This window comes from Coleofasciculus sp. B1-GNL1-01 (assembly GCF_040220235.1).
Taxonomy (GTDB): domain Bacteria; phylum Cyanobacteriota; class Cyanobacteriia; order Cyanobacteriales; family Coleofasciculaceae; genus Coleofasciculus.
In genome coordinates, this window is sequence record NZ_JAVJTO010000052.1 from 1 (window position 1) to 12,358 (window position 12,358).

Genomic DNA, 12,358 nt, shown 5'->3' on the forward strand with positions numbered 1-12,358 from the left:
AATATTCTTCGCAAAGTAAAGGCAAAACTCAGTTTAGATCTGAGTGAAGTTACTAGAGGTGCCTTGACAGCACCCATTCGTTTAAGGCTTTGGTCTTAGCGATGCTAGAATCTGCGTCTATGAAAGAGCGCAGAGTGTCAAACCGGAACTGAAACCTTACGCCTTGGTCGTTGGTGACTGACAGCGCGGGCAAAAATGAGATGAACGCCCGGACAACTTAATCCGCTCAATTGGGGTCTCACAGACGCGACAAGGCTGTCCTGTGCGACCATAGACCCAAGCGACTCCACTGTAATTGCCATTGACGCCCTGGACATTGAGGAAGCTGCTGAAGGTTGTACCACCCGCCTCAATCCCCGCTTTTAAGACTTGAATAATCCCTTGGTGCAGCCGTTCAATTTGGTCTACACTTAATCGGGCGCAAACGGTTTGAGGATGAATCCCACTCACGAATAAGGCTTCATCAGCGTAGATATTCCCCACACCTGCAACCAGGGATTGGTCGAGGAGGGCGGTTTTAATGGAACGCTGAGATTTTTTCAGCTTCTGAGTCAAATACTCTGGGGAGAAGGCATCTGAGAAGGGTTCAGGTCCTAAATTTTGCAATCCCGTGATAATGCTGTCACATTCTTCCCCAGGCGGCACCCACCACATCCGACCAAAAGTGCGTTGATCCACAAAGCGCAATTCCTGTCCTTGAGGAAAAAACAAGCGCACTCGCGTATGCTTCTGTAAGGGTTCCGTTTGCTGAATCCATAAGAGTTGCCCACTCATCCGCAAATGTACCCCTAACCAGCCAGCATCCCCATCCTCAGAGTGGCTAAGTTGGGCAAGTAGATATTTACCCCGTCGATGCCAATCGCTAATTCTCGTCTGCTTCACACCCTGCCAAAACGCCGCCACAGAAACAGGGTAGGCGATGGTGCGCGGGAGCAACACATCCCCACCCTGAATAGCCTGGGTACAAGTAATTTGCTTGAGACCCAGACGAATTGTTTCCACTTCCGGCAATTCAGGCACGGCTTCGGGTGATTCCGTTCCGTTACTTCTTCTTCTTCTTCCCTGGTGCCACGACTACCAGTTCGCTTTCCGCAAAGTTATTGGTATTGATGCCGGAATAGTTGACTTTATCGAAACGGACGATGACAGGATAGATAATGCCGCTCTTGTCTACGGTTGCTACCGTTCCGACATCGTTATACCAATAGGATTCTTTGCGTTTAATCCGAACTTTTGCGCCGCGTGTTACTTCTTCTGCCATATCGGTTTTTCCCTTACGAATCTAGTTTTACAGCGTACTACTGGATGAGGGGTGTCTGCTTACTATTTATTTTAAGTTTTATTACAAAGATGGGTTAAGAAACCCCTTGTTTCCAGATATAGAGGGGGATAGGGCAGATGATGGGGGGCGAAAGCTGGGGGAGATGGGGAAGCGGGGGAAGCTGGGGAAGCTGGGGAAGCTGGGGAAGCGGGGGAAGCTGGGGAAGCTGGGGAAGTTTATATGACCTGCTTCTGTTTCCCCACACCCCATACCCTACACCCCATACCCTACACCCCACACCCTTTTGAGCCTAATCCCGCCATCGCACCTGTACGAAATAAGCAGGTCGTCCCCAGATATCGGAGGTATCGCTAATATCCTCAACAGCCAGATTAAAAGGAATCGCCGTGGTGAGGTAGCGTTGAGCCAAGATACCAATGTCAGGGGTAAGTTGGGTGGCTGTAGCGGTGGCTAGACCTAAACCAATCAGTTGCTCAATCGGACCACGGGGTAGGAGAAGATGAGCGCCTAGGGCGAATCCAGCCGTTAACATCATGCCAACGGAGAGATTTGTACCGCAACGAGGATGTACCGCTAAATTCCATTCCCCTTGGGTGAGACGATTCAATGCCAGAGGAACCGCACGTCTCAAGTCCGATAAATTCACCTCACCATACAGGTAAAATCCTTGATCAGTGGATAAACCCCCTAAAGTATCATTATCCATCTCATGCACGGTGGTAGCTGTACCCGCAGGACTGCGACTAGGGCGTGACGTATAGTTGGCATTGGCTAAATCAGCCAGAACCCAAACCGTTGCATGTTCAAGAGCATGAACCTGACGCAACATTAACAGTTCTTTTAACCCTGGTACAAAAGGCAGTTGCTTGAGTAAGTCTGTATCTTGACTGGGATAGGGTGTAGGAACGTTAAAATCCCACGTCTGAGCAGAAGTCGTATAAGTCATAGCAGGATGTACTCTCAAACTCGCCGATATTCTTTTCACTGTAGCGTTGGTTATTGGAGAAGTCAGGAAAAATGTACCATTGCTCCCCCAGCTCCCAGACGTGCCATGGCACGTCTCTACATTGCTCCCTCTGCTCCCATAACGACGCGATACAATACCAGGTAAGCATCTAGACACCGTACATCTTATTCGTGCCTATAACAAAAATTGGTGTCAATACTGCTTGGATAAGACTGATCCCCCCTAGTTCCCGGAGAATAAAAAGCATAAGCAACATCTGGCTTCCCTGTGTCAAAAAGCGAAGCCTCCTCTGGCTTCCCTGTCAAACAACAACGAACCCTTCTTTAGCTTTCACCTTTTGAAGAGAAAGGCAAGGGGGATCTATAAGGGAAGAGGGAGATCTGAATTTGACAGATGTGCCATGGCACGTCTCTAGCTAACGTTTGACGTTTGACTTACCTCATGAGTAATTTTCCAGACTTATCCAGCCACGGTTTCAGGGTTGTTCGAGAATTAGGTCATAATCGCGCCGGTGGGAGAGTCACCTACCTAGCGGTGCCAATTCCGCCCCTGACGTCAGAGGGAACGCTGAAAGAACCTGTTGTGATTAAACAGTTTCAGTTTGCCCAAAGTGAGGCACATTGGTCAGATTATGACGCCATCGAACGGGAAATTCAAGTGTTACGTGGCTTGAATCATCCAGGAATTCCCCGTTATTTGGATTCATTTCAAACTGAAACGGGGTTTTGTTTAGTCCAGGATTATAAAAAAGCCGCGTCTTTAGCCGTGCGGCGTAGTTTTGATCCGGCTGAGATTAAGCAAATTGCAGTTTCCTTACTCAATATTCTCGTTTATTTACAAAATCGCATTCCGCCAATTAGTCATCGGGATATTAAACCGGAAAATATCCTAGTTGATGATGAGTTGAATGTCTACCTGGTTGATTTTGGCTTGGCGCATATTGGCGGGAGTGAAATTGCCATGAGTAGTGTGGCGAAGGGAACAATTGGGTTCATCGCGCCGGAACTGCTGTTTAATCAACAAGTGAGTGAAGCCTCGGATCTGTATGGCTTAGGCGCAACGCTGATTTGTTTGCTTACGGGTATTGCTTCAACTGATATTAGTCAGTTAATTGATGAAGACTATCGGATTAATTTTAAACATCGGGTTCCTCGGTTGAGTTTGCGGTGGATTGAATGGCTGCAAACTCTGGTGGAACTGAAACCAAAAGACCGTTTTCTGGATGCGGCAACGGCGTTAGAAGCGCTGAATCCGATTTATGTGATTCGAGTGCCAGAGGTAAATCTCAATGTCCCGTGTTTGGAGTTTACGGCGAAAAAATTGGGGGAAAAGATAACCAAAAAGGTTATTTTGACGAACTCCGTTCCCGATACGGTATTAGAAAGCCGTTGGCAAATCGCTCCTCATTTGAGTGATCCGCCCCATACCCCTGATTTCCATGAATGGATTTACTTTGAGCAAACTCATTTTGTCAGCAATCAAGTGCTGTGCAAAATCACCGTAGATACGCGCAAGCTGATGGCGAATAAGCTTTATGAACGGGAGATATTAATTCATAGTAATTCCCATCCAGAAACCCAAAGCTTAACCCTAAACGTGAAGACAGCCCCCGTACCGATTCCGGCGAAGAAATTGCCCTATTTTTCAGTTGGACTACTGATTTTCTTTGCCGCTGCTGCAACCTGGGTGGAAACAATGGCATGGGATGGTATTGTACGTCATAGTGGCACAGTTGGTGTTGCGATCGCGATTTTCATTTCGGTGTTAGTGGCGGGATTGGGACTTGTGGCGGCGATTACGTCGGGGTGGATTAGTCAGGGGATGGCGAAGGTGCGATCGCGGTTTGGGGTTAAGGTGAAAGCGTTAGATACCGTAGCGGCTGTTTTTTTCGCAGGTGTCGCAGCGATAGTTGTGGCTCGATTTGGCGCTCAATTCCGGGCGACAGATATGGCAATTGCGGCATTTGCAGCGGTGGATGCAGTGGTATTTATGGCGGCGTTTGAAGGGGAAGGTGTGGCTCAAAGTTGTGTACAACGGGGGTTTAGTCAAGGGTTGGCGTTTGGGGTTTCTGTCTTATCCGCCGCCTTGGGAATTAGTTTAGGAATGGCTTTAAAGTTAGGGGTAGTTAATGGGATGGTTTTGGGGGCAATTTTAGGCACAGGTTTTCCTTTAGCTACGTTAATTTTATATCCCCCATTAGATCGGGCGAAACGGATTGCCCGTTATCGGAAATTTGAGCGGAATTTAATTAAACCGTAATCCTTTTGTCACTTCCCCCTCATCCCCTAACCCCTTCTCCCACCGAGGGGAGAAGGGGAACTATTACTCCCAGACGCTACAAACGCACGTCTTGACATATTCCTATTAAAATACCAATGAAATTCGATGAACTGGATGCCAAAATGCGGGTTTATGAAACAGCCCATGATCACTGCGTTTTGCCGGGATTATATATGATAGCACGGTTAGATGGGCGCGGGTTTACTCGATTAACGCGAGACGTGCATCCATTTAAAGCCCCCTTTGATCAACGGTTTCGAGATGCGATGATTCTCACCGTAGAACATCTGATGAATTGTGGGTTAAAGGTTATCTATGGGTATACTCAAAGTGACGAAATATCACTGCTTTTTGATGGTGCTGAGTCTGCCTTTAATCGCAAATTACGCAAGCTGAACTCCGTATTAGCTGGAGAAGCCAGTGCGAAATTTTCATTGATATTGGGGACAGTGGCATGTTTTGATTGTCGCATTTCTCAATTACCGACAATTGAAATAGTGGTTGATTATTTCCGTTGGCGACAAGAAGATGCCCACAGAAATGCCTTAAACTCTCATAGTTATTGGTGTTTGCGGAATGATGGCAAAACTGCCCGACAAGCCACATCCCAGTTAGAACGGTTATCGGTGGCGGATAAGAATGAATTATTATTCCAACATGGGATTAATTTTAATCATCTACCCAACTGGCATAAACGAGGGGTAGGATTGTATTGGGAATCCTACCAAAAGCCCGGATTGAATCCCCTGACAGGTGAGACAACCCAAGCCACCAGAAAACGGATTCGACAGGAGTTAAATCTGCCGATGAAAGACCAATATAGTCAATTTATTCGCGATGTGTTGAAGCAAATTAATCCGTGATAAGTTAGACGAACGGCATCAATGACATAAGACAAATGACCAACCATGAACGATTTCCAGATATTAAAACGAATTTTTAATGCCTTTGACCCCTTTCGCCCCTTACCCCCCGGTGATCCAACTTACGTAGATTGTGAAGAAGTGCGGGGCGATTGTGATATTTTAATTGAATTAGGGCGATCGATTTTATTATCAGATAGAGTCACTTGTAATCTCTATGCGGGACATCGCGGGGCGGGAAAATCAACGGAATTACTGCGGCTGAAAGCTGACTTAGAAGAGCAGAAGTATTATGTCGTGTACTTTGCCGCCGATGATGAGGATATTGACCCAGAAGATGCCCAATATACGGATATTTTACTGGCGTGTACGCGGCGGTTATTAGAAGCGTTGAAAGATAATGCTAAACCTGACCCGTTATTAAATTGGCTGAAATATCGCTGGGATTCGTTAAAAGAGTTGGCGCTAACTGAGGTGACATTTGAGAGTTTGAACCTGGAAACTCAGATGTTACAGTTTGCCAAATTAACTGCCAATTTAAGAGCCGTTCCCAGTACCCGGCAAAAGATTCGCGAACAGGTGGATGCGAATACGGTATCCTTGATTGAGGCATTAAATGAGTTTATCACTGATGCCAAACACAATTTACCTTGGGGTTGTTCTGAATTAGTCGTAATTGCCGATAACTTGGATCGGATTGTGCCGATATATGAACCCAATGGGAAACGCAGTAATCATGATGAGATTTTTATTGACCGTTGTGAACAACTGAGTAAATTAAACTGTCACACCATTTATACTGTGCCGATTTCCATGGTGTATTCCGATCGAGGCACTGTGTTAGAAGATCGGTACAGTAAAGCCCAAGTTTTACCGATGATCATGGTACGCCAACCCACAGGCGAACCCTATACCAAAGGAATTGATAAGTTAAAGGAATTAATTGATAAACGCATTCGTCATAGTGTCCAGGATTTAACCCTAGAACAAGTATTTGAGGATACCAATACCGTCGAACAACTCTGTTTAATTAGTGGCGGTCATGTGCGAAACTTGATGCTATTAATGAAAACCAGTTTACAACGCAGTCCTCGTTTACCCATCGCAAAAAAAGCCGTGCGTCGGGCAATTACGGAGTTACGGGAAACCTATCGCACAGCGGTGAATGAACCGGAATGGATGATGTTGGCACAGGTTGCCAAAACCAAACAGATGCCAAATCAAGATGAATATCGCAAACTGTTATTTAATCGCTGTATTTTAGAATATCGATATTTAGATGAAGGCGGAGAAATTAAAGTGTGGCATGATGTCCATCCCTTAATTTATGGGATTGAGCGTTTTCAATCCGCATTGAATCAACTGTTGTAGTTTGTAGTTTGTAGTAAGGGAACCTTAGCCTATCATCGTATTGCAGAGCAGACATTCATCTGTATTAATTTAACCTTGCAACCCTAGCCCCCAGATCCCCCTTCCGTCCCCCTTAAAAAGGGGGAGACCAAAGTCAGCCAGTAGGGTGGGCAATGCCCACCTGATATATTGGTAAAATAGAGGCATAAACTTGACAACTAAACCGAGCGCACGTCGGTGTTAGGATTAGGGCGCACGTCGGTGCGCCCCTACGGTTTCTGAACAGAATACATCAGCATCACAGCAATGATCCGAAACCTGACCGAATGGGATGAAGACGATAAGGGCGACGCCGAGGACGAATATGAAGCCCTGCGGCGTTCTTTGAGTTGGACAGAAGGATTTGGTTTGCTATTTGTTGATTGTACTCCCGCCAAAGGCGAGAAATTAATTAAGGATGTCAAGCAGGATTTACCGCAAAAAAGCATCCAGGTTTTACGTCTCACCGAACCGATTGAGAATCTCTATACCGAAATTGCCAAATTACAGAATCGGGATAGTATCGATATCTTATTTATCCAAGGGTTAGAACATTCGATTTATGACTATGAAAAGGCAATCAAAGATAATACAGAACGCCACAACTATTCATTGTTTTCTGTGCCACGTTTATTAGGTCATCTGAACCTACAGCGAGAATCATTCCGCGACCATTTTAATATCTGTTTCGTTTTTCTCTTACCCAAATTTGCCCTCACCTATTTCAACCGCCGCGCCCCCGACTTCTTTGACTGGCGTTCTGGCTTATTTAAATTAGAGAGTCAAGGCGAGTTGGCTTTAGCAGAATTATCTCAAGGGGAAGATGAGTTTTGGTTGAAGCAAGGCAATCAGCAATATGAAGCTGGGGATTTAGTTGATGCAATTGTTTGCTGGGACAAAGCTTTAGACATTGCCCCTGATTCTTACAGCGCCTGGAACTACCGGGGTATTGTCCTAAAAAAGTTAGGACAATTTGAGGAAGCGATCGCTAGCTACGATAATGCCATACAATTTAAACCTGATTCTGACAACGCCTGGAACAACCGGGGTAATGCCCTAGATGAGTTAGGAAAATTTGAGGAAGCGATCGCTAGCTACGATCAAGCCTTACAATTTAAACCTGATAAACATGAAGCCTGGTTCAACCGGGGTATTGTCCTATCTAAGTTAGGAAAATTTGAGGAAGCAATCGCTAGCTACGATCATGCCTTACAATTTAAACCTGATTACCATCAAGTATGGAAAAACCGGGGTAATGTCCTATCTAAGTTAGGAAGATTTGCGGAAGCGATCACTAGCTACGATCAAGCCTTACAATTTAAACCCGATGACTATCAAGCCTGGAACAACCAGGGTATTGCCCTATTTAATTTAGGAAGATTTGCGGAAGCGATCACTAGCTACGATCAAGCCTTACAATTTAAACCTGATTTACATCAAGCCTGGGATAACCGGAGTATTGCCCTGAGGAAGTTAGGAAGATTTGTGGAAGCGATCGCTAGCTACGATCATGCCTTACAATTTAAACCTGATGACCATCAAGCCTGGAAAAACTGGGTTAATATCCTATCTAAGTTAGGAAGATTAGAGGAAGCGATCGCTAGCTTTGATAAAGCCTTACAATTTAAACCTGATGACCATCAAGCCTGGTACAACCGAGGTTTTGCCCTGTCTAAGTTAGGACAATTGGAAGAAGCCATAATTTCCTGTAATAAAGCCCTAGAAATTAAACCAGATTCCGCTAATGCATTTTACAACAAAGCTTGCTATTTGGCATTGCAAAACCAAATTGACCTAGCCTTAGAAAACCTACAACAAGCCATCACGCTAAATCCTGATAAATACCGAGAGATGGCAAAAACAGATGCTGAATTGGATAACATTCGTCAAGATCCGCGATTTCAAGCGTTGATTCAAGATGACACCGATTAACGTTATCCGTAGGGTGCGTTAGCGAAGCGTAACGCACCTTTGCCCTGCGTAAGTCCTGAATTTGATAGATTAAACTTAGGCACAGAAACATCATCGGATCAAGGGCTAAAGCCCCGACTACGAACGAACAAGGAGAACTACGTTATGGCAATCTTACAACTTCAAGACGGAACAACCTACACCCAACTCAACGACATTACCCAGGAATTAGCCGCCCTGAATGTCAAACTCAATCATTGGTCAGTTGGCGATAATCCAGAGATTCGCCGCCTGTTGGCGCAAGACTCTTTAACTGATGAAGAAAAGGAACAAATCCTACAAGCGTTAGATAACTATTTTGAACACCTGAAACAAACCGCAGGTTATCAGTCTCGCGATTTAATTGTGCTGCATCCCGATGTCCCTAATCTGGACACAATGCTATCAAAATTTGACCGTTGTCATTACCACACCGATGACGAAGTGCGCTACATTGTCGCAGGTGAAGGGGTGTTTGGTTTTGTGCGTCCCGATGGTTCTCAAGTTGAATTAACGGTGCAGCCGGAAGAATATATTAATGTCCCGGCGAATACAGAACATTGGTTTCATTTAACGCCATCTCGACGGGTGAAAGCGGTGCGCTATTTCACAACGACAGAGGGTTGGGTTCCGGAATATACGGGGACAAAAATTGATTTTGAGGCGTAAATTTAGCCCCGGTAGGGACATGACACACCTAATTTTATGGATTAAAATTCCATCCGGAAACCGTAGGGGCGCACTGACGTGCGCCCTTTCCCGACGTGCGCCCGATTCCATCATAAAAATGAACCCACAATTTTAGCCGTGTCACGCCTGTAGGGGCGGGTTTAGAAACATCTGTGTCAACTTAAGCTACAAAAAGAAAGCAATACCTTGAGCTGACCCCTCCCTAACCCTCCCCTTGCCAAGGGGAGGGAACATTTCCCCCCTTAGCAAGGGGGGATTAAGGGGGGTTAAGATTAAGTCAACGAGATTCAAACTCTGACAGGGAAAAACTTTTCCGCTTAAGTTGACACCAATGGTTTAGGAACTAACACGACTTGTTATCCATAACTGAACAACAAAACCCATCATTCGTCTTAATCAATTCAATACATCGTTAAAAACCATTTAATTCCAGCTATTACGCCCAGATGAACCGGATAAAACAAGTAAAACCATCGCGTTTTTATTCCTGCTTCCCCATTATGGAGGTAAATAAATACGGGCGCAATAATTCCAGCCAATTCAACAACACTCCCCCCAAGGGCGACATAAAGGATATGCGGAACTATATAAACCAGCCACCATTTAAAATTCAACTGTCCGGGATGAAACTGTGACATTATATAAACCAGTGGCAATGTAAAAAATCCTGCCTCGAAACGAGCGACTATGGCAATCGTGGTAAACAATAAAACGATCGCCCCCTTCAGCAGACCGTTATTAACCTGCTTCGAGAGTCGAATCGTGGTCACGCCAGCCGCCAGCACGAACAAAATATTCAGGGGAGGCGTTGCTGAGAAAATTAAGGAATAAACATGAGAATAAATCGGTTGCGAAATAACTCCCAGTAGGATTAACCTAAAGACATAGTTCCAAATATTTGAGGTATAGTTTTCCCCTTGTGCCGCTAGCCAAGCAAATAGAGGAAAGCTCAAGCGTCCGAGTGCAACCATAATCGTTGCTTCTGGGAAAAATACCCGTCCCAGATGATCGATTAGCATCAGCAGACAGGCGATTAATTTAAGGTGAAATGAATTCAGCAATTTTATTAAAGGGAACAGGGAACAGGAAACAGGGAACGGGTAATACCTAATTCAAATGCACCTCAGCTTAATACTAAATCCGGGTTCCCCACCCCCGTTATAATTCAGTCCACGTAGGCGGACTTGGTTTGTGTAGTAGCGATTTTAATCGCCGTGGATTTTCTTCTGCCATGATCCACCCTAAGAACGATGAAAGAGGCGGGGTAGATTCCCTAACCTTGTAGTTTAGCAAAACCAATTAGGAAAACACATAGGAGGGTTTACATGGCTGATGATTATAGAGCCGAACGCACGATTTCTGCGGTATTTAAGGAGCAAGATCAAGTCGATACCGTAGTCCGACGCCTGGTCGATCGCGACGTTCCCTCAGATCATATCTCGGTGATGGGTAAGAATTTTCAATCTCAAAGCCGAATTGCTGGATTTATCAGTAAAAAAGATGTTATTTTAGGCGGACTCAGAACCGGGGCAATTTTTGGATCGTTATTTGGTTCCTTCTTAAGTCTGTTGACCGGGGTAGGTGTTTTATTCATTCCCTTTGTCGGTCCTGTGGTGTCAGCCGGTCCCCTGAGTGCTGTACTCTTAGGTGCAGCCAGTGGTGCGTTAGCAGGTGGTGCTGGTGCAGGTTTAGTCTCGGTGCTGGCGGCGTTAGGAATGTCAGAAGAAAAAGCAGCAATTTACCAAACCCGACTGCAAGCGGGTGAATTTCTGGTGATGGTAGAAGTTCCCGCCGGAAAATCTGGCGAATACCAACTCTTAATGCAAAATGCAGGTGGGGAAGAAATCCATACCAGCGATATGACCCTACCTCGTCCCTGTCCCGGTAAATGCAGTGATCCCAGCGATTTATCTCCCGAAGTGCGATCGCATCTGTCTGAAGCGGCTCAGAAAACATTTATCGAGCGCTACAATAGCGTGTACGATGAGAATCAAGACCCGATCCAGGCAGAACAAGCCGCATGGGAAACCATTCATCAGCAGTATGAAGAAGATGAAAATGGCGTCTGGTCTAAGCAAAAAGTGACCGCTTAAATTGGGTTTGTAGTAAGGGAACCTTAGCCTTTTATTCAGTTAGGCAACCCAACCAATAAGCTTAAGTAGGATCTGCTGAATAAGTGGTGAGGAGAGGGAACAGGGAACAGTGCAGCAAGCCCTAAGTAGGGGCTGCTGAATAAGTCTTGTGGTGGGGAGAGGCAATAGGGAATAGGCAATGGGCAATGGGCAATGGTTTTAACCCTCTGTCGAGGTAAAATTTGGTGCTGTTGTCGGCGAAAATTCCAGGATGCAAGACGGTTATAGTGTAAAAACCTTGCACTTGTTGGGTCGAAAAATGGCTGGAAACCCAAATCTTGTCTACCTTACACACTTATGCAGCAAGCCCTACTTAGGGCTTGCTGAATAAGTCGGAGAAAAATAACCGATGGACTAATTAGTTATTTAACTGTTAAGTAAGTATAAGTCTTTTTTGCTGATTTTTTCTTAATGATAACCTTTGAGGCTACCAACCTAAGGCGGGACAAGATGAAGAAAAAAGCGGAGGGGGGTTGCGGACAATGTTCGCGTTATATCATCGCGAACAAATACCCCGGTCTCACCAATGGGCTACCCCAATGCTTACGATAAGTGTTGTTGTTGGTTTTTGGGTTGGCGAAGACTACTTAGTGTCTGGATATAAGTCTGACCAACTGTCTTTTAAAGAATCAATGGCTTTGGTTAATTCATCGATTTGAACTCTTCTGACGACCTGGATAACCCCATTAACATGGGCAGCGCTTCCGGCAGCTCCGAGATGTTGGAGTCTGGCGGCTGCTACTCAACTGTTCGATTAGTAGCGTGCATCGATTGTATCATAGAATTAAAAGAAGGAATCAACATC

Annotated in this window: 10 protein-coding genes; 6 read left to right on the forward strand and 4 right to left on the reverse strand. The window is 45.3% G+C overall.

The genetic code is table 11. The features are described from left to right. Positions 1 to 156: 156 nt before the first annotated feature. From RID53_RS13220 to RID53_RS13230, 3 genes are all read right to left on the reverse strand, one after another. A complete protein-coding gene (locus tag RID53_RS13220) occupies positions 157 to 1,020 on the reverse strand; it encodes a DNA-formamidopyrimidine glycosylase (protein ID WP_446388541.1) in 864 nt (287 codons plus the stop codon). A 22-nt stretch (positions 1,021 to 1,042) separates the two neighbouring features. Further along, positions 1,043 to 1,261 (reverse strand): photosystem I reaction center subunit IV, encoded by a 219-nt coding sequence (locus RID53_RS13225; RefSeq protein ID WP_446388542.1) that lies wholly within the window; start codon positions 1,259 to 1,261, stop codon positions 1,043 to 1,045. A 310-nt stretch (positions 1,262 to 1,571) separates the two neighbouring features. Continuing rightward, the gene (locus RID53_RS13230; protein ID WP_446388543.1) at positions 1,572 to 2,228 is read right to left on the reverse strand and encodes a DUF6391 domain-containing protein; all 657 of its coding nucleotides are present in this window, start codon (positions 2,226 to 2,228) and stop codon (positions 1,572 to 1,574) included. Between the two features lie 462 nt (positions 2,229 to 2,690). Here RID53_RS13230 and RID53_RS13235 point away from each other — a divergent pair, with 462 nt between their 5' ends. From RID53_RS13235 to RID53_RS13255, 5 genes are all read left to right on the forward strand, one after another. Further along, positions 2,691 to 4,508: a serine/threonine protein kinase gene (locus RID53_RS13235; protein ID WP_446388544.1), complete on the forward strand. Its 1,818-nt coding sequence runs from the start codon at positions 2,691 to 2,693 to the stop codon at positions 4,506 to 4,508. Between the two features lie 116 nt (positions 4,509 to 4,624). After that, a complete protein-coding gene (locus tag RID53_RS13240; RefSeq protein ID WP_446388545.1) occupies positions 4,625 to 5,392 on the forward strand; it encodes a tRNA(His) guanylyltransferase Thg1 family protein in 768 nt (255 codons plus the stop codon). A gap of 45 nt (positions 5,393 to 5,437) precedes the next feature. Beyond that, a complete protein-coding gene (locus RID53_RS13245; protein WP_446388546.1) occupies positions 5,438 to 6,763 on the forward strand; it encodes an ATP-binding protein in 1,326 nt (441 codons plus the stop codon). A gap of 285 nt (positions 6,764 to 7,048) precedes the next feature. Then, the gene (locus RID53_RS13250) at positions 7,049 to 8,713 is read left to right on the forward strand and encodes a tetratricopeptide repeat protein (RefSeq protein ID WP_446388547.1); all 1,665 of its coding nucleotides are present in this window, start codon (positions 7,049 to 7,051) and stop codon (positions 8,711 to 8,713) included. Positions 8,714 to 8,857: 144 nt separating this feature from the next. Beyond that, positions 8,858 to 9,400: a 1,2-dihydroxy-3-keto-5-methylthiopentene dioxygenase gene (locus tag RID53_RS13255; protein ID WP_446388548.1), complete on the forward strand. Its 543-nt coding sequence runs from the start codon at positions 8,858 to 8,860 to the stop codon at positions 9,398 to 9,400. Between the two features lie 422 nt (positions 9,401 to 9,822). On the opposite strand, the gene RID53_RS13260 is transcribed toward RID53_RS13255, so the two are convergent. Beyond that, complete coding sequence (locus tag RID53_RS13260; protein ID WP_446388549.1) at positions 9,823 to 10,482, reverse strand: TraX family protein; 660 nt, start codon at positions 10,480 to 10,482, stop codon at positions 9,823 to 9,825. 264 nt (positions 10,483 to 10,746) lie between these two features. Between RID53_RS13260 and RID53_RS13265 the strand changes: the two genes are divergently transcribed. Then, entirely contained in the window at positions 10,747 to 11,514 is a 768-nt protein-coding gene (locus tag RID53_RS13265) for a ChaB family protein (protein ID WP_446388550.1), read from the forward strand. Positions 11,515 to 12,358 lie beyond the last annotated feature (844 nt).

Bases quoted from the DNA above. Each gene is read 5' to 3' on its own strand.
- RID53_RS13255 (WP_446388548.1), top strand. From the start codon at position 8,858: ATGGCAATCTTACAACTTCAAGACGGAACAACCTACACCCAACTCAAC.
- RID53_RS13235 (WP_446388544.1), top strand. From the start codon at position 2,691: ATGAGTAATTTTCCAGACTTATCCAGCCACGGTTTCAGGGTTGTTCGA.
- RID53_RS13225 (WP_446388542.1), bottom strand. From the start codon at position 1,261: ATGGCAGAAGAAGTAACACGCGGCGCAAAAGTTCGGATTAAACGCAAA.
- RID53_RS13265 (WP_446388550.1), top strand. From the start codon at position 10,747: ATGGCTGATGATTATAGAGCCGAACGCACGATTTCTGCGGTATTTAAG.
- RID53_RS13245 (WP_446388546.1), top strand. From the start codon at position 5,438: ATGAACGATTTCCAGATATTAAAACGAATTTTTAATGCCTTTGACCCC.
- RID53_RS13240 (WP_446388545.1), top strand. From the start codon at position 4,625: ATGAAATTCGATGAACTGGATGCCAAAATGCGGGTTTATGAAACAGCC.
- RID53_RS13230 (WP_446388543.1), bottom strand. From the start codon at position 2,228: ATGACTTATACGACTTCTGCTCAGACGTGGGATTTTAACGTTCCTACA.
- RID53_RS13250 (WP_446388547.1), top strand. From the start codon at position 7,049: ATGATCCGAAACCTGACCGAATGGGATGAAGACGATAAGGGCGACGCC.